This window comes from Micromonospora sp. WMMA1976, from assembly GCF_027497335.1.
Taxonomy (GTDB): Bacteria; Actinomycetota; Actinomycetes; order Mycobacteriales; family Micromonosporaceae; genus Micromonospora; species Micromonospora aurantiaca.
In genome coordinates, this window is sequence record NZ_CP114912.1 from 1,714,380 (window position 1) to 1,732,023 (window position 17,644).

General features: G+C 73.4%; 14 protein-coding genes. 5 read left to right on the forward strand and 9 right to left on the reverse strand.

Annotated features, from left to right (window positions below; translation table 11 throughout):
* Positions 1 to 3 precede the first annotated feature (3 nt).
* From O7546_RS08140 to O7546_RS08160, 5 genes are all read right to left on the reverse strand, one after another.
* Positions 4 to 387 carry a hypothetical protein gene (locus O7546_RS08140; RefSeq protein WP_194800868.1) on the reverse strand — a complete coding sequence of 128 codons (384 nt, stop codon included), beginning with the start codon at positions 385 to 387 and terminating at the stop codon, positions 4 to 6.
* Between the two features lie 112 nt (positions 388 to 499).
* Positions 500 to 1,129 (reverse strand): hypothetical protein, encoded by a 630-nt coding sequence (locus O7546_RS08145; protein ID WP_194800869.1) that lies wholly within the window; start codon positions 1,127 to 1,129, stop codon positions 500 to 502.
* Positions 1,130 to 1,246: 117 nt separating this feature from the next.
* The gene (locus O7546_RS08150) at positions 1,247 to 2,104 is read right to left on the reverse strand and encodes an alpha/beta fold hydrolase (RefSeq protein WP_269696484.1); all 858 of its coding nucleotides are present in this window, start codon (positions 2,102 to 2,104) and stop codon (positions 1,247 to 1,249) included.
* Positions 2,105 to 2,154: 50 nt separating this feature from the next.
* Positions 2,155 to 3,372 (reverse strand): glycosyltransferase, encoded by a 1,218-nt coding sequence (locus O7546_RS08155; RefSeq protein ID WP_269698063.1) that lies wholly within the window; start codon positions 3,370 to 3,372, stop codon positions 2,155 to 2,157.
* Positions 3,373 to 3,667: 295 nt separating this feature from the next.
* The gene (locus O7546_RS08160; RefSeq protein WP_281600687.1) at positions 3,668 to 4,879 is read right to left on the reverse strand and encodes a globin domain-containing protein; all 1,212 of its coding nucleotides are present in this window, start codon (positions 4,877 to 4,879) and stop codon (positions 3,668 to 3,670) included.
* A gap of 155 nt (positions 4,880 to 5,034) precedes the next feature.
* Between O7546_RS08160 and O7546_RS08165 the strand changes: the two genes are divergently transcribed.
* Both O7546_RS08165 and O7546_RS08170 read left to right on the forward strand, forming a co-directional pair.
* Complete coding sequence (locus O7546_RS08165) at positions 5,035 to 5,472, forward strand: Rrf2 family transcriptional regulator (protein ID WP_194800872.1); 438 nt, start codon at positions 5,035 to 5,037, stop codon at positions 5,470 to 5,472.
* On the forward strand, positions 5,472 to 6,104 hold the full coding sequence (locus O7546_RS08170; protein ID WP_194800873.1) for a class I SAM-dependent methyltransferase: 633 nt from the start codon (positions 5,472 to 5,474) through the stop codon (positions 6,102 to 6,104). Before O7546_RS08165 ends, O7546_RS08170 begins: the two co-directional genes overlap by 1 nt.
* A 78-nt stretch (positions 6,105 to 6,182) precedes the next feature.
* On the opposite strand, the gene O7546_RS08175 is transcribed toward O7546_RS08170, so the two are convergent.
* Positions 6,183 to 7,439 carry a hypothetical protein gene (locus O7546_RS08175; RefSeq protein ID WP_269696486.1) on the reverse strand — a complete coding sequence of 419 codons (1,257 nt, stop codon included), beginning with the start codon at positions 7,437 to 7,439 and terminating at the stop codon, positions 6,183 to 6,185.
* A gap of 347 nt (positions 7,440 to 7,786) precedes the next feature.
* On the opposite strand from O7546_RS08175, the gene O7546_RS08180 reads away from it, so the two are divergent.
* Positions 7,787 to 9,844 carry a DNA topoisomerase IV subunit B gene (locus O7546_RS08180; RefSeq protein WP_194800875.1) on the forward strand — a complete coding sequence of 686 codons (2,058 nt, stop codon included), beginning with the start codon at positions 7,787 to 7,789 and terminating at the stop codon, positions 9,842 to 9,844.
* A 32-nt stretch (positions 9,845 to 9,876) separates the two neighbouring features.
* Positions 9,877 to 12,366, forward strand: a complete 2,490-nt coding sequence (locus O7546_RS08185; protein ID WP_281600688.1) for a DNA topoisomerase IV subunit A — start codon at positions 9,877 to 9,879, stop codon at positions 12,364 to 12,366.
* Positions 12,367 to 12,807: 441 nt separating this feature from the next.
* Here O7546_RS08185 and O7546_RS08190 read toward each other — a convergent pair whose 3' ends face one another.
* The 3 genes from O7546_RS08190 to O7546_RS08200 form a co-directional block, all read right to left on the reverse strand.
* Positions 12,808 to 14,145 carry a solute carrier family 23 protein gene (locus O7546_RS08190; RefSeq protein ID WP_194800877.1) on the reverse strand — a complete coding sequence of 446 codons (1,338 nt, stop codon included), beginning with the start codon at positions 14,143 to 14,145 and terminating at the stop codon, positions 12,808 to 12,810.
* Between the two features lie 95 nt (positions 14,146 to 14,240).
* Complete coding sequence (locus tag O7546_RS08195) at positions 14,241 to 14,876, reverse strand: alpha-ketoglutarate-dependent dioxygenase AlkB (RefSeq protein ID WP_194800878.1); 636 nt, start codon at positions 14,874 to 14,876, stop codon at positions 14,241 to 14,243.
* A gap of 40 nt (positions 14,877 to 14,916) precedes the next feature.
* A complete protein-coding gene (locus tag O7546_RS08200) occupies positions 14,917 to 16,242 on the reverse strand; it encodes a polysaccharide pyruvyl transferase family protein (RefSeq protein WP_194800879.1) in 1,326 nt (441 codons plus the stop codon).
* 156 nt (positions 16,243 to 16,398) lie between these two features.
* Here O7546_RS08200 and O7546_RS08205 point away from each other — a divergent pair, with 156 nt between their 5' ends.
* A complete protein-coding gene (locus O7546_RS08205) occupies positions 16,399 to 17,616 on the forward strand; it encodes an acyltransferase (RefSeq protein WP_281600689.1) in 1,218 nt (405 codons plus the stop codon).
* The last annotated feature ends 28 nt before the right edge of the window (positions 17,617 to 17,644 follow it).

Sequence of the window (17,644 nt, forward strand, 5' to 3'; positions counted from 1 at the left end):
GGCTCAGGGACGCGTCTCCGGACGCATCCCGGTCGCCTCCTCCAGCGCGTTGTCGCCGAGGTCGCCGTCCGCCCTGTCGTCCGGGAACGTCCGCCCGGACGGGGCGGGATCCGGCGGTGCGCCCGGCCCGGCCTCGGCCGTCCGGGTCGGCTCGACGGATCCGAACCCGTGCCGGCCCGCCTTCGGCCCGCCCGGCCCGGCGCCGGCCGCCCGGCGCTCACCGCGCCGCCCCTGCGGTACGGCGGTCTCCTCGCTGCCCTCGTCCATCGGGTCGCTGTCACCGGCGCCCCACGGCGGGTCGGCGTCGAAGCCGTCGGTGGTCCCCCACGGCGCCGCCGACTCCGGCCCGCGCCCGTCACCGGTACCCGGCCGGTCCCTGCTGGTCATGGTCACCTCACCTCGCCTGCTGTGCCCGCGCCGCCCGACGGCGGCCGGTCCGGTCCCGGTGCACCGCGCGGCCGGCGACCCACCCCGATGTGGGTCGTCGGCCGCGCGGTGGTCAGCGGCTCGCCCCGACCAGGTGACGGCCGGCCGCGCCCACGGCGGCCACCTTGCCGATGTTCTTCGGCGCGGCCATCAGCCCGCCCGCGCGGTCGAGCATGCCCCGGAACACCTGGCCCGGCTTCTGCTGCTCGCCCATGTACGCCGACACCACGACGAGCGCGCCGGTCAGCGCCGGAACAGCCCACTGGAGCAGCTTCATCTGCCGTTGACTGGCGGCGACGTTCGCCGGGGTGTGGTGGTTCGGTTCGGTGGTCCCCTCGACCGGCGGCCCGCCGGCCTTCTCCAGCCGCATGCCGACCAGCCGGCTGTAGCCGGTCACGGCCAGCGCCCCGACCGTCAGCGCGGTCTTCACCGCGCTCATCTTCCCCACGCCCGCCTGGCGGGCCATCCGCGGGCTCTCGGTGACCAGTTCACCGACCGCGCCGGCCAGGTGCGCGCCGATCGCCGCCGCGTTCACCGGTGTCCACCGCGCCCACCCGGCCGAGGCCACCGGCAGCCGCTCGGTCGTGTCGTTGATCCGCGCCGCCGCGCCGTTCACGCCCAGCGCCCCCATCAGGGAACCGCCGAACCAGGCCGCCAGGCCCAGGTCGTGCATCGAGCGCAGCGTGGTGTGCCGTTCTGACATCAGATCCCCCTCCGCCGTGTTCGGGCGGTGCGGCATACCCACGATCGGGCGACTCACGCCCGGGCGTGGCTCACCGGCGGGGGAGCGTGCGCTCAGTGGCTCAGTGCCGGCGTGGGCTCAGCGCCGGGGGAGCGTGTCCGCGAACGCGGCGATCCGGGCGGCCAGCGGCGCCGACGCGCGTACCCAGGTGAAGTGGTCCAGCCGTGCGCCCGCCTCGGCGGCCGTGTAGCGGTGCCGCGTCACCGGCGCCGCGGTCAGCTTCCCGCAGAGGTGGTCGAGCGTCTCGTGCGGCGTGTACTGGTCGTCGTCGACGCTGACCGCGAGCACCGGCGTCCGGATCCGCCGCACGGCGGCCTCCGCGTCCACGCCGTCGAGTGCCGGGAACCGGCCGGTGCGGGCGGTGTGGGCCCAGTCGCGGATCACGCCGCGTGCCTGCCGGCCGCCGAAACCCCAGCCCGGCCAGACGCCGAGCAGCCGCGCCGTCGCCGCGATGGCCTGGGTGTACGGCAGCACGCCCCACCCGCGCAGGCCCGGGTACGTCCGCCACCACGGCAGCCCCACCGCCACCAGGGCCAGCCCGTCCACCCGGTCGTCGTCGTCCAGCGCCTGGTGCAGCACCGCGACCTGGCCACCGAGGGAGTGCCCGAGCAGCAGCCGGGTGCGGCCGTCCAGCCGGGGCTTGAGCGCGTCGAGCACGGCGCCGACGTCGGCGGCCATCTCCTGGTAGCCGTACCGGCAGGCGCGCGACGGCACCGGGGTGCTCTCGCCGGTGCCGCGCAGGTCGGCCACGATCACCGCGAGCCCGGCGTCGCGCAGCGCGGCGGCGAACGGCCGGTAGTAGCGGGCGCGTACGCCCATCGCGGGCCAGATCAGCACCACCGGCGCGCCGGGCGGACCGGCCGGCTCCGGGTAGACCTGCACGCCGATGCGCGCGCCGTCGACGTCCACGTACTCCTGGGTGTAGTCCCCGCTCACCCGGATCAGGGTACGGCCCGAACCTTACCGGTGGGTAGCAAGGGGTCGCCTCACGCCACCGCCGGTGCGGGCCGGGCCGCGTTCGTCAGCGCACCGTAGACCGCGACGAGCTGCTCCGCGCAGCGCCTCCAGGAGTACCGGCTGCGGACACGGTCGAGCGCGGCGGTGGCGTACGCGAACCGGCGCACGTTGTCGCCGAGCAGCCGGCGCAGCGCGGTGCCGAGCGCGCGGGGGTCACGCGGCGGCACCAGGTCGCCGGTGAGCCCGTCCACCACGCTGTCGGCGATGCCGCCCACGTTCGTGCCGATCACCGGCACGCCGCAGGCCATGCCCTCCAGCGGGGTGAGCCCGAACGGCTCGTACCAGGGGGCGGCCACGACCACGTCCGCCGACCGGTACCAGGCGGCCATCTCCTCGCGCGGCACGCCGCCGAGCAGCCGTACCCGATCGGCCACGCCGCACGAGTCGGCGAGCGCGGACAGCCGGCGGGCGAACGTGTCGGCGGGCAGCAGGTGGCCCGGCGGGCCGCCGACCACCACGCACTCCGCGTCCGGCACCGCCGGCAGCGCCCGGACCACGTCCAGGAAGCCCTTGCGTTCGACCATCCGCCCGACGGTGAGGATGCGCGGGCGGGCCGGGTCGCGGGGCGCGACCGGGCCGTCCGGGCGGAACACCGCCTCGTTGACGCCGGCCGGCACGAGCGCCATCCGGGACCGGGGTACGCCCATCCGGACCAGCTCGGCGACCTCGTCGGAGCACTGCACGACGACCCGGTCCACGGCCCGGCCGAGCGCCCGCTCGTAACCGGCGCGCCCCGGTGCACTGGTGTCCCGTACGCCCTGGTGGCGACGCTTGACAGTGCCGAGCGAGTGGTACGTCAACACGGTCGGCACGCCGGTGCGACGGCTCGCGTGCACGGTGGCCAGCCCGCTCATCCAGAAGTGCGCGTGCGCCACGTCCGGGGTCCAGCCGCCGCGCCGCCAGGTGTCGGCCAGCCGGCTTCCGAACTCGCCCGTGTACGGCAGCAGGTCGTCCTTCGGCACCCGCCGCGCGGGACCGGCCGGCACGTGGCACACCTGGTAGCCGTCCGGCGCGTCGACCGCCTCGGGCAGCGCGGGGGAGTCACGGCGGGTGTAGACGCGGACGTCGTGGCCGGCAACGGTGAGCGCGGACGCGAGTTCCGCCACGTGCGTGTTCTGGCCGCCCGCGTCCTCCTCGCCGGGGGCGGCGAGCGGGCTGGCGTGCTGGGAAATCATCGCGATGCGCATGTTCTCGTCCTCCAGGATCCGGTCCCAGTCGGCGAGGAAGCGGTCCGGACCGCTTCCTCGCCACTCGCGTGCCCGTGCGCCGAGCCGGTACGCGGCGTCGGCGTCCCCGGTCAGCCGGCGCGCGACCGCCACGAGCGTGTCGACGCGGGTGGCCGGCGCCCCGGCGTCCGGTGGGGCGGCGTCCACCGCTTCCGTGGTGGCCGGAAGGTCGCGTTGATGCCGGGGATGCGCATGGAGGACCCCTACCCTCGGCTTGCGCCCCTAACCAGGAGATCGTCGACTTCACCGCGGGGCGTCAGCCCGGCAGCATCCCGGGGCCGAACACCTCGTAGGCGATCCGCTCGGCCGGCACACCCCGGCGCAGCAGGTTGCCCCGGACCAGGTTCATGAACGGGACCGGGCCGCACAGGTGCACGTCCACCCCGGCGGGCAGCGGGAGCCGGTCCGGGTCGATCAGCCCGGCGGACACCTCCGCCTTCAGGCCGGGCAGGTCGGCCCCGGCGGCGTCGAGGTACCAGAGGTGGACGGCCAGGTTCGGCAGCCGCTGCTGGAGCGCGGGGAGTTCCGCGCGCAGCGCGTGCGCCTCGGCGTCCCGGTCGGCGTGCGCCAGCGTCACCCGCCGTCCGGGGTTCCGGTCGGCCAGGTGGGCCAGCGCCGCCATCGCCGGGGTGAGCCCGATGCCGGCGCTGACCAGCAGCAGCGGCCCGTCGCCGCCGGTGGCGTCGACCTCGCCGAACGCCGGGCTGAGCCGCAGCGTGTCGCCGGCGGCCACCCGGTCGTGCAGGTGACCGGAGACCATGCCGTCGGGGGCGCCGCCCTCGCCGCGTACCCGCTTCACGGTGATCCGCCACTGGTCGGCGCCGGGGCGGCCGGAGAGGCTGTACTGGCGGATCTGCTGCCCTCGGCCGCCGTCCAGGTCGACGGCGACCGAGACGTACCGGCCGGGGGTGGAGCCGGGTGCGGCGCCGCCGCCGGCCGGCGCGAGGGTGAGCGAGACGACGTCGGCGCTCTCCCGGGTCCGGCCGGTCACCCGCCAGTCCTGCCACACCGGACCGCCCTCGGGTACGCCGGCGCCGGCGTAGAGCCGCGCCTCGCGGGCGATCAGCTCGCAGGCCAGCAGCCAGTAGACCTCGTCCCAGGCGGCGGCCACCGCCGGGGTGACCGCCCCGCCGAGCACCTCGCCGACCGCGGCGAGCAGGTGGCGGCCGACGATCGGGTACTGGGTGGCGGTGATGCCGAGGGAGGCGTGCTTGTGCGCGATCCGGTCCAGGATCGGCCCCCACGGCATGCCGGTCTCGCCGGTCAGGTGCGCCGCGTACGCGACCACCGCCGAGGCGAGTGCGGCCTTCTGCGCCCCGGTGGCCTGGTTGCCCCGGTTGAACAGGTCCAGCAGGTCCGGGTGGGCGTCGAACATGCGCTGGTAGAAGCGGCCGGTGATGGCCTCGCCGTGCGCCCGCACGACGGGCAGGGTGGCGGTCACGACCGCCGCTGAGGATTCCGAGAGCACTACCGAATCTCCTTTCGGGGCTCGAACAGGTCGATCCCCACAAAACAGGATTCAGAGATTCCTCTTTTAGGGCCGAAGGTCCCGGTGCCGGGGTGGCATGGGTCACCGTGAATCTGCTGGTGTCCTGGGCGGCGCCGAGTGGCTAGGGTCGGTGCGTGAGGCTCAACCGGTCGACCGACATGGCGTTGCGGATCGCCATGCTGACCGCCGCGTCCCCGGTCCGGGCCACCGTCGACGAACTCGCCACCCGGCTCGAACTGCCCCGCAGCCACGTCGCCAAGGTGGTGCAGCGGCTGCAACGCATCGGGGTCCTGGTGACCATTCGGGGCCGCTCCGGCGGCGTGGCCTTCGCCGAGCACGCCGCGGACCTCACCGTCGGCCAGGTGGTCCGCGCCTTCGAGGGCGACGGCGAGGTGGTCGACTGCGCGCAGCCGGTCTGCCCGCTGGTCGCGGAGTGCCGGCTGCGCGGTGAGCTGCGCCGCGCGCAGGCCGCGTTCCTCGCCGTGCTCGACGGGGTACGCCTCGGCGACCTGGTGGACGGATCCGCCGGCCCGCTCCTGCTCAGCCTCGGCGCACCACCGGCAGGTCGCTGATGGCCGTCTCCCATCCGATCTACGCCCGGCTGTTCGCCCGCGCCAGCGTCGGGATGGACCAGGCGGGCGTGGCCCGGCACCGCGTCCGCCTCGTCGCCGGGCTGCGCGGCCTGGTGGTCGAGGTCGGCGCCGGCAACGGGCGCAACCTCGCGCACTATCCGCCGCAGGTCAGCCGGGTGCTCGCGGTCGAGCCGGAACCCCACCTGCGCGCGCTGGCCCGCGCCGCCGCGCCGGGCGCCCCGGTCCCGGTCACCGTCGCCGCCGGGCTGGCCGAGGAGCTGCCGGTCGCCGACGGCGCCGCCGACGCGGTGGTGCTGTCGCTCGTCCTCTGCTCGGTGCCGGACCAGGCGGTCGCGCTGCGCGAGGCGCGGCGGGTGCTGCGGCCCGGCGGCGAACTGCGCTTCTACGAACACGTGGTGGCGCAGACCTCCGGCCTGCGCCGGGCCCAGCGCCTGGCCGACGCCACGCTCTGGCCGCTGTTCTGCGCCGGATGCCACACCGCCCGGGACACGGTGGCCGCGATCCGGGCCGCCGGGTTCACGGTGACCGAACTGGACCGGTTCCGCTTCCCGCCGAGCGGGCTGCCGGCGCCGGCCTCGCCGCACGTGCTCGGCACCGCGATCCGGGCCTGACGCCGGACCGGGCCGGACGCGCGTTCCGGCCGGCCCCGGCCCGGCGCCCCCGGGGTGCGGGGGCGCCGGCCGTCGCTGTCAGCTCACGCTCACCGTGCCGTCCGGGGCGCGGACGCAGGAGACGGTACGGGCGCCGGTCGCCGCCGCCCCGGCCAGGCACCGGCCGAGCACCTTGTGCCCGGCGGCGTTCGGGTGCCACGACTCCTGGCAGGTCTGGAAGTACGTGCCGCAGGCGTTGGCGATGCGCTGGATGTCGAGCTTGTCGTATCCGGAGAGGCTGGTGACGAACGTGCCGCTCGGGCCGTCCATCAGCCGGATCGGGGTGGCCAGGGCGTTGCCCGGGCTGCCCGTCGACTCGCAGAGCCGGGCGCCGTCGAACGCGCGCTGCACGTTCAGGTAGACCAGGTCGTCCTGCGGGAACTCACCGGCGAGCGTGCCGCGCACCGAGCTGACGAGCGTGCCGAGGCCCTGCGAGAAGCGGTGCCCGGGCGCCAGGCTGGCCCGGTGGATCGGGCAGCCGGCCGCGTACCGCTCGGCGCCGAGCGCGCGGAACTTGTCCCGGGTGTCGTCGCGGCTGTCCTCGGTCCAGTAGGTCTGGTCCAGCTCGAACGGCAGCGGGTTCGTGTAGTCCTGGAACACCACCCGGTGCTGGCCGTCGGCGTCGATCTGGTCCAGCGTGGTGAGCAGCTGCCGCAGCGCCGTGGTGGTCTCCGCGGTGGCGGCGGCGAACTGCGCGGCCGTGCCCAGGTCGGCGTCCGTGCACGGCTTCTGCTCGACCGGCCCGCCCAGGTACGCCCAGAACTCCCACCAGCCGGTCCACGCGTCGGCGATGAACCGGTTGGCGCACTTCTCCGCCACGCTGCCGAAGGTGAACGAGCTGTTGTTCGAGCCGAGGCCGACGAGCACCAGGTCGATGTCGTGGGTCCGCGCCACCGACCGGAGCTGGTCGAGCTGGGCGGCCACCTGCCGTCCCTTGGCCCGGGTGGCGGACGCGTTGGCGATGTCGTACGGCTGGCCGCCCGAGCAGGCCAGGTTGAACCGCGCGGAGATGCCGGGCAGGTCGGCCTGGAACAGCGAGGCGTTCGGTGAGCGGTGGCAGAAGTAGGCGTTGGCGTTGGCGGCGGACCAGCCGGGGAAGCCCTGGGCCACCCCGTTGACGTCCGCCACCGGCGCGTACGCCCCGGCGCCCTCACCGCTGATGAAGCTGTCTCCCAGCGCCACCGCGGCGGTGGGCAGTGCGGCGGCTGCGGGCCGGGCGGGCGCCGCGGCGGCGGGCAACGCCACCGTGGCGAGCGCCAGCGCCGCCGCGAGCACGGAACGACGGAACACGGACATGCCCGACCTCCCAAGACATCGAAATGTGAAAGATTCTTCAGGAGGGCGATCAGATCACGCGCGTGTGACGGACGTCAATGGCCCGACATCGGTGGCCGTTCACCGGGGAAGACATCCGGCGCCCGGGTCGTTGTGTCGGCTGGACACCCCGCCCGTCCCGCCGGGCCGCCGTGCTCGACCGCCGGACGGAACCGGACGGCAGGCCGATCGCGCAACGCACCGCCCCGGTGCCGCCGACCTGTCGGGGCACCCGGCTAGGCTCGCTCCGGCGCGCCGCGCCCGGCGATCATCGTGGGGGATCACACGGTGAACGGCACCACACCGCCGAGACCTGGGAGTACGACCAGTTGACCGCACAGCCTGAGACCCTCTACGGGGCCGACGACCTGACGCATCTGGAGGGCCTCGACGCCGTCCGCAAGCGCCCGGGCATGTACATCGGCTCGACCGACAGCCGTGGCGTGGGTCACCTCGTCAACGAGATCCTCGACAACTCGACCGACGAGGGTGTCGCCGGTCACGCCACCACTGTCGACGTGATCCTGCACGCCGACGGCTCGGTCCAGGTCGACGACGACGGCCGGGGCATCCCCACCGACGTGCACGCCAAGTCCGGCATCTCCGGCGTCGAGCTGGTGCTGACCCGCCTGCACGCGGGCGGCAAGTTCGGCGGCTCCGGCTACAAGACCTCCGGCGGCCTGCACGGCGTCGGCGCCTCGGCCGTCAACGCGTTGTCCCGCCGCTTCGACGTCACCGTCCGGCGCGGCGGCAAGGTCCACGCCATGTCGTTCCGCCACGGCGTACCGGGCGTCTTCGACGGCGACGGGCCGGACGCGCCCTTCACCCCCGGCCCCGGCCTGCAGATCGTCGGCGCGATGAAGCGCGGCCAGCGCACCGGCACCTCGATCCGCTGGTGGCACGACCCCCGCTACTTCGAGACCGGCGCCGCGCTCGACACCCAGACGGTCCGGCTCAAGCTGCGCAACACCGCGTTCCTCGTGCCCGGCGTCGCCTACCGGCTGCGCGACGAGACCGGCGAGCAGAGCGTCGAGGAGAGCTTCCACTTCCCCAACGGCCTCACCGACATGGTGGAGTTCCTCGCCCCGGCCGGCGACCGGCCGGTCTCCGGCACGCTGCTGGTCACCGGCGAGGGCACCTACCGGGAGAACGCCGCCGACGCCAACGGCGTCATGCAGTCCAACGTGCAGCGGCGCGCCGAGGTCGAGGTGGCCTTCCGCTGGGGCACCGGCTACGAGCGCACCGTCGAGTGCTTCACCAACACCATCCGCAACGCCCACGGCGGCACCCACCGCAAGGGCTTCGAGCGCGCGCTGGCCCGTACCCTCGCCGAGGCCGCCCGCAACGCCCGCGGCCTGCTCAAGCCCAAGGAGGACGCGCCCACCCTGGACGATGTCCTGGAGGGCATGACCGCAGTGGTGCACGTGCGCATCCCGGAGCCGCAGTTCACCTCGCAGACAAAGGACGAGCTGTCCACCGCCGGCATCACCAAGGTGCTCCAGGGCCTGGTCGAGGCGCACCTCAAGAGCTGGCTGGACGACCGCCGCACCAAGGCCGAGGCCCGCACGGTGCTCCAGAAGATCGTCGACGCGGCCCGGGTCCGGCTCACCCAGAAGCAGCAGAAGGACGCCGCCCGCCGCAAGACCGCGCTGGAGGGCGCGGCCATGCCGGCCAAGCTCGTCGACTGCCGGGCCGCGGGCATCGAGCGAAGTGAACTGTTCATCGTGGAGGGGGACAGCGCCCTCGGGACGGGGCGGCTCGCGCGGTCCTCCGAATACCAGGCGCTGCTGCCGATCCGCGGCAAGATCCTCAACGTGCAGAAGGCGAACCTCCAGCAGGTGCTGGACAACGCCGAGTGCGCCGCGATCGTCCAGGTGCTCGGCGCCGGCTCCGGCCGGACGTTCGACCTGTCGGCCCTGCGCTACGGCCGGGTCCTCATCATGGCCGACGCGGACGTCGACGGCGCGCACATCCGTACCCTGCTGATCACGCTGTTCGCCCGCTACATGCGGCCGCTGATCGAGGCCGGGCGGCTCTACGCGGCGATGCCGCCCCTGCACAAGATCACGACCAAGGGGCGCAACCCGCAGACCGTCTACACCTACACGCAGGCGGAGATGGAGGCGACGGTGCGCAAGCTGGAGAAGGCCGGCAAGCAGATCGTCACGCCGATCCCGCGCTTCAAGGGCCTCGGTGAGATGGACGCCGACGAGCTGTGGGAGACGACCATGAACCCGGCCACCCGGGCGGTCCGCCGGATCACGCTCGACGACGTCGACGCCGCCGAACGGATCCTCGAACTGCTCATGGGGGAGAAGGTCGAACCCCGCCGCAACTGGCTGATCGACTCCGCCGACCGCGTCGACCGCGACGCCATCGACGCCTGACCAACGGGTTCTTCTCGGAAGGGAACCGCACCATGGCACGCCGCAAGGACGACCGCGCGAAGGCGGACCTCGCCGCCTTCGACCAGGCCGGCGCCCGCGTCTTCGACAACCCGCTGGTCACCGAGGTCTCGGACTCCTACCTGGAGTACGCGTTCTCGGTCATCCACTCCCGCGCCCTGCCCGACGCGCGCGACGGGCTCAAGCCGGTGCACCGGCGCATCCTGTGGTCGATGTACGAGCAGGGCTACCGGCCGGACCGCGGCCACGTCAAGAGCGCCCGCATCGTCGGCGACGCAATGGGCAAGTACCACCCGCACGGCGACACCGCGATCTACGACGCGATGGTTCGGTTGGCCCAGGACTTCTCGCTCAACGTCCCGCTCATCGACGGGCACGGCAACTTCGGCAGCCCGGACGACGGCCCGGCCGCGGCGCGATACACCGAGGCCCGGATGTCCCGGGAGGCGATGCTGCTCACCGGCGAGCTGGGCGAGGACACAGTCGATTTCGAGCCGAACTACGACGGCTCGCTGACCCAGCCCACGGTGCTGCCGGCGGCGTTCCCGAACCTGCTCGTCAACGGCGCGTCCGGCATCGCGGTCGGCATGGCGACGAACATGATCCCGCACAACCTCGGCGAGGTGGTCCAGGCCGCCCGCTGGCTGATCAACCACCCGGACGCCACACTCGACAAGCTCATGGAGTTCGTGCCCGGCCCCGACCTGCCCACCGGCGGGCTGCTGCTCGGCCTGGACGAGGTGCGCCGCGCGTACGAGACCGGGCGCGGCGTGGTGCGCATGCGCGGGCGGGTGGAGATCGGCCCGCTGGAGGGCAGCCGCGGCCGGCAGGCCATCACCGTCACGGAGCTGCCGTACGGCGTCGGCGCCGAGAAGGTCATCGCGGCCATCACCAACGAGGTCAACAAGACCAAGCGGCTGACCGGCATCGCCGACGTCAAGGACCTCACCGACCGCGAGAACGGCACCCGCCTGGTGGTGGAGTGCAAGGTCGGCGTGAACCCGCAGGCGCTGCTGGCCGACCTCTACCGGCTCACCCCGCTGGAGCAGTCCTTCGGCGTGAACAACCTGGTGCTCGTCGACGGCCAGCCCCGCACGCTCGGGCTCAAGGAACTGCTCGACGTGTTCCTGGCCCACCGCTACGAGGTGGTGACCCGGCGCAGCGCGTACCGCAAGCGCAAGCGGGAGGAGCGCCTGCACCTGGTCGACGGTCTGCTGATCGCTCTGCTCGACATCGATCGGGTGGTCAAGCTGATCCGCGCCAGCGAGGACGCGCAGGCCGCCAAGGACGGCCTGATGCAGAAGTTCAAGCTCTCCGAGATCCAGGCGAGCTACATCCTGGACACTCCGCTGCGCCGGCTGACCAAGTACGACCGGCTGGAGCTGGAGGCCGAGCAGGAGAAGCTGCGTGGCGAGATCGCCGAGCTGTCGAAGATCCTGGACGACCCGAAGGTGCTGCGGAAGGTCGTCTCCGACGAGCTGGCCGCCGTGGTCAAGCAGTTCGGCGCGCCGCGGCGCACCACGCTCGTCGACGGTGACCTCAAGGAGGTGCTCGCCGCCTCAGTGCCCGCCGGTCCGCTGGAGGTCGCCGACGACCCGTGCCAGGTGATCCTCTCCGCCACCGGGTTGGTGGCACGGACCGCGGCCGAGTCGGAGGAGGCCGCCGAGGCGCGCCGGCGCAGCGGCCGGGTCAAGCACGACGCGGTACGCGCGATCGTGCACTCCACCGCCCGCGGCCGCGTGCTGCTGGTGACCAGCACCGGGCGCGCGTTCAAGATCGACGTGCTGCCGTTGCCGGTGCTGCCGGAGCAGTCCGGCACGGTGTCGCTGCGCGGCGGCATGTCGGCGGCGGAACTGGTGCCGCTGGAGCCGGGTGAGACGGTGGTCGGGCTGGCCCCGCTGGGTCCGTCCGCGCAGGGCTCGCCCGGTCTGGCGCTCGGCACCCGGGCGGGCGTGGTGAAGGTGTGCGCCCCGGACTGGCCGGTCCGCTCCGACGAGTTCGAGGTGATCTCGCTGCGTGACGGCGACGAGGTGGTCGGCGCGACCTGGCTGACCGACGGCGCCGAGACGCTGGCGTTCGTGTCCTCGGAGGCGTCGCTGCTGCGCTTCGCCGCATCGGTGGTACGCCCGCAGGGGCTCAAGGGCGGCGGCATGGCCGGCATCAACCTGCCGGGCGACGCCCGGGTGGTCTTCTTCGGCGCGATCCGCACCGACGACGCGAAGCACGGCGAGCCGATGGTGGTCACCTCGACCGGAGCCACGGTGAAGGTGACGCCGTTCAAGGCGTACCCGGCGAAGGGAAGGGCGACCGGCGGCGTACGCGCGCAGCGGTTCCTCAAGGGTGAGCTGGAGCTGTCGGTGGCCTGGATCGGCCCGCGGCCGGTGGGCGCGACGGCCACCGGAGACCCGGTGGAGCTGCCCCCAGCGGACCCGCGCCGAGACGGTTCCGGTTTCGCCGTGATGCTGGGCCCGACGGTCGTAGGCCACCACATCGACCGCGACTGACGAGGTAGGGCGGGCGCCTGGCGCACCCGCCCTACCGCTCAGCCGCGCCCGCCCGCGCACCCGGCGACCCTGCCCATCTCGGCCCTGTCCGACCCGGGTGATCAAGGAGTTTGCGGCCCTTTCACGCTCCCGCCGACCACAAACTCCTTGATCACCGCAGGGGGCGCCGTCGGCGCCTGGCGAGTTGCGGGTGTGTGGGCACTCGCCCCCACCCTGCCCGGTCGATCATGAGGTTGGCGGGGACAAAACGGACACCGATCGCCGTCAACTTCATGATCGACGCGGTCCGGCCCTCCGGGTGCCCCGATCGCACCCCCACCGTCTGTTGACCATGAAGTTGGCGGGCGTGAATCGGGCAATTTGTGCCGCTAACTTCATGATCAACGGGGCGACGGCGGGGCGACGGCGGGGCAGCGGGACGGGTGGGGGAGAGGACCCGGGTCAGAGTTCGGGTTCGGGGGACTGGCGGGACTCGGGGGTGGTGCCCCGCAGGCGGGCGATCAGGCGCATGCCGTGGTAGATGACCAGGGCGGCGGCAGTACCCAGCGCGATGCCGTTGAACGACAGGTCGCCCGCGGTCAGGGTGTAGTTGGCGGCGCCGATGATCACCGCCACCGCGGCGGTGAACAGGTTGATCGGATCGTGGAAGTCGACCCGGTTCTCGATCCAGATCCGGGCGCCCAGGATGGCGATCAGGCCGTACAGCGCGGTGGTGGCGCCACCGAGCACCCCGGCCGGGACCGTCAGGATCAGCGCGCCGAACTTCGGGCACAGCCCGAGCAGGATCGCCGTGCCGCCGGCCACCCAGTACGCGGCGGTGGAGTAGACGCGGGTCGCCGCCATCACGCCGATGTTCTCCGCGTACGTGGTGGTGCCGGAACCACCGCCGGAACCGGCCAGCACCGTGGCGACGCCGTCGCCGAGCAGCGCCCGGCCCATGTCGCGGTCCAGGTTGCGGCCGGTCATCGCGGCCACCGCCTTGACGTGCCCGGCGTTCTCCGCGATCAGCACCAGGATCACCGGGATGACCAGCACGACGGCGCGCGCGTCGAAGCTCGGCGTGTGGAACTCGGGGAAACCGATCCAGGCCGCCTGGCGCAGGCCCCGGACCGCCTGCTGGTCGAGGTTGCCGGTCAGCGCGGCGAGCACCCAGCCGACCACCACGCCGACGAGGATCGACAGCCGCGCCACGAAGCCGCGGAACAGCACAGTGGTGAGCAGGATCGCGACGAGCGTGACCACGGCGATCAGCGGCTGCGCCTTCACGCCGGTGCCGGAGCCGCCACCGTCCCACGCGACCGGCGCGAGGTTGAGGCCGATCAGCATGACGATCGCGCCGGTGACCACCGGCGGCATCAGCGCGTCGATCCAGCGGGAGCCGGCCACCTGCACCACCACGCCGACGATCGCCAGCGCGACGCCCGCGACGACGATGCCGCCGAGGGCCGCGCCGATGCCGCCGTCGGTCTTCGCCGCCAGGACCGGCGCGATGAACGCGAACGACGAGCCGAGGTACGAGGGCAGCCGGTTACCGGTGATCAGCAGGAACAGCAGCGTGCCGAGCCCGGAGAAGAGCAGCGTGGTGGCAGGCGGGAAGCCGGTGATCAGCGGGACGGTGAAGGTGGCGCCGAACATGGCGACCACGTGCTGCACGCCCACGCCGATGGTGCGCGGCCAGGAGAGCCGTTCGTCGGGCGCGACCACGTCGCCGGGGCGTACCTGGCGGCCGTCGCCGTGCAGGGTCCACGGGGACCAGCGGGAGGTGGGGGACTGGGTCATCGGTCGCCCTTCGCGTCAGCGGGTGACGGGGGCGTGATCGACCCTGGGAGTTGTTTCTAGCACGTGCCCTGGCCGGATGTGGGCCCGGCCCGGGCTCAGGCGACGCCGGTGGGACGGAACTGGACGCTGACGCGGGGGCCGACCGGCCGGGTGGTCTTCGGCACCGCGTGCTCCCAGGTGCGCTGGCAGGAGCCGCCCATGACCACGAGGTCGCCGTGGCCGAGCGGGAACCGCAGGCTGCCGCCGCCACCGCCGCGGGGGCGCAGCAGCAGCGCGCGCGGGGAACCGAACGACACGATCGCCACCAGGGTGTCGGTGTGCGCGGAGCGGCCGAGGGTGTCGCCGTGCCAGGCGACGCTGTCGCGGCCGTCGCGGTAGAGGCACATGCCGGCGGTGACGAACGGCTCGCCCAGTTCGGGCGCGTAGTGCCGGGTGAGCGCGTCCCGGGCCGCGGTGAGCACCGGGTGCGGCAGGGGCCGGCCGGCCGCGTACCAGCAGAGCAGCCGGGGCACGTCGACAGCGGTGTCGTACATGGTGCGGCGTTCGGCCCGCCACGGCACGTCGTGCCGCAGCGTGTCGAGCACCTCGTCGGAGCCGCGCACCCAGCCGGGCAGGTGGTCGACCCAGGCGCCCCGGCTCAGCTCGTGCCGGCGCAGCGCCCCGGCGAGCGGGCCCAGGGTCGGGCCCTGCTCGGCCAGGTCGAGCATCGAGGGCTGGTACGCGTCGGACACGCAGCCGATCGTACCGTGCTCTCGAACAGGCGTACGACGGTCAGCGCCGCAGCATCCGGCGGACGGTGCCCGGGACGGCCTGCTTGATCCGCTCCCGGAGCTGCTGCGAGCGCAGCGCGTCGATGGTGGCGGTGAGCTTGGCGTTCTCGTCGCGCAGCCGCTCGATGCGGGTCAGCAGTTCGGCCGGCGGGGTGGCGGCGGCGGGCCGGACGGCCGGCGGGAACACCGTCTCGGCGACCTGTCTGTCGAAGCGCGCGGCGCTGTCGCCGTCGGCGAACGAGGTGCCGAGGTCGTGCTTGCGCAGGAACCCGGTGATGGTCTCGAAGCGGGCCTTGTGGCCGTCGTTGAGCGACGTGTAGTCGGCCTCCGCGTAGAGGTCGGCGGCGTCGACGTCGGCCGGCACGTCCCGCATGATCCGGTGCGGGATGCCGAAGTAGCGGGCCAGTTCCAGGGTGCGTGAGTCGTGCGCGAACAGGTAGCCGGGCGTGCCGGCGACGAGCGCGGTGATGGTGCCGTGGATGCGGGTGCCGAACGCGAAGTCGTACCCGGAGAGGTGGTCCATCCACGTCCACGGGTCGACGAACATGCGCACCTTGTCCTCGGCGAACAGCGGGTGCGAGGTGTGCAGCGGGATGTCGCTGCTCTGGCCCCGGTACTCGGGCGCGTCGCCGTAGAGCAGGGTGCCGAGTGTGCGCAGGTCCTGCGGCACGTAGCAGAGGTTCGGGTAGCGCTCCTGGTGGTGGCGGACCACAGCGGCCATCGAGCGGACGTACGGGGAGATGGTGAGCGCGACCTTCGAGTCGGCGGTCAGCTCCGGGCGGTTCTTCTCCAGGTGGAACGTGTCGCCGTGCAGGAACATCGACGGGCAGCCGATCTGCTCCACGTCGGAGAAGCCCAGCGCGTTGAGGTAGCTCTCGGTCACCTCGCCGCGGACGCCGATGCTGTGCGACCGGTCCAGCACGGCCTTGCAGAAGGCGCGCACCGGCTCGTCGATCTGGCGCAGGTACTCGCGGTCGCCGTCGACGTTCGTCTGCACGCCGACGCCGAGCACCACCACCGGGATCTTCAGCCGTTCGATCAGCCGGGTCAGCGGCGTCAGGCGGTGCACGAAGCTGCGGCGGAACGCGTTGGCGAGGGGTACGACGAACACGTCGTGCCGCTCGTTGATCTCGTCGGCGAGACGCGGGTCGGCCGGGGTGCGGGTCGGTGTGATCTCGGCTGTGGAGGTGGCGAGCAGCTTGTACGCGGCGTGGCTGAAGACCAGGTTGCCGCTGTTGTCCCCGATCCAGTTGCCGGCGAACGTCTCCTCGGGTGTGAGGACGTCGAACGGGCCCTTGCGGGCGCGGAGCAGGATCCGCTGGTGCATCCGGTTTCGCTCACCTTCCGTACGGCACGGCGTGCGGGCGGGAGCCGGGTGGGTGCCCGCGCGTGCAGAACGGAAATCCTATCCGCCGCCGCTGTGGAGCCGAGCGGACGTCGGCTCGCCGGGAACGTCCTGGTTGCCCGGGGTAGGGTGCCCGGAATGACCAGCGCGCCGACCGTCACCCGTGCCCCGCGACTGCCGTCGCTGACCGGATTGCGGTGGGTGGCCGCGCTGCTGGTCTTCGGCTTCCACGCCGGGACGATGGGGATCGTCGCCGAGCCGCACCTGAAGCCCCTGGTCGACAAGGCGTTCAGTCTGGGCCTGTCCGGCGTCGAGTTCTTCTTCATCCTCAGCGGGTTCGTGCTGGTCTGGTCGTACCGGGACGGGGAGCGCGCGTGGACGTTCCTGCGCCGCCGGTTCGCCAAGATCTACCCGAACCACGTGGTGACGTTCGTCGCCGCGCTGGCGGTAGCGGCCTGGTTCGCCGACCCGGTCGTGCCGTGGGCCGCGATCGCCAACTTCTTCCTGGTCCAGGCGTGGATCCCGCTGGGCGGCTACTTCTACAGCATCAACAACGTGAGCTGGTCGCTCTCCTGCGAGCTGGCCTTCTACCTGTGCCTGCCGCTGGTGGTGCCGTGGCTGCGCCGGGCCCGTACCGGGGTGCTGCGGACCGTACTGGTCGCGGCGCCGCTGCTCATCCTGGCGCTGTGGCCCGGCCAGCAGCTCGTCCCGGAGGAGCAGCGGTGGTGGTTCACCCAGATCTTCCCGGTGACCCGGTCGCTGGAGTTCTGGATGGGCGTGGCCGCCGCCGAGCTGATGCGCCGGCACCGCTGGCGTGGCCCGAACCTCGCCGTCGCCACCGGCATCTTCGTCACCACCTGGGTGGTCGCCGCGCTGTGGATCCCGGCCGAGTTCTGGGCGGCGCTGCTCGCTGTCGCGTACCTCCTGGTCATCGCCGCCGCGGCGGACGCCGACGTGCGCGGCCGGCCCACCCCCTGGCGGTCCCGGGCGATGGTCTGGCTCGGCGAGGTGTCGTTCGCCTTCTACCTGGTGCACGTGCTGGTCATGGTCACCGTGCTGCGGCTGACCGGGCACTGGGGGACCGGCCTGCCCGGCTGGCGCGGCCCGCTCGCGGTGCTGGGCTTCCTGGTGATCACGCTCGCGCTGGCCGCCGCGCTGCACCGCTGGGTGGAGACACCGATGATGCGCCTGCTCGGCCCGTCCCGCCGGGCCCGCGCGGCGTCGCCCGCACCGGCCGTGCCGGCTCCGCGCACGCCCGCCGAGGCCGCCACCGGGCCCGCCTCCGACGGGGGCGCGGCGTCCGTCACCGGTCCGGCCGAGGACATCGAGTACGCCGGGCGGCGTCGCCCGCACTGACACGCGCACACGTCGGCCGGTCGATCCG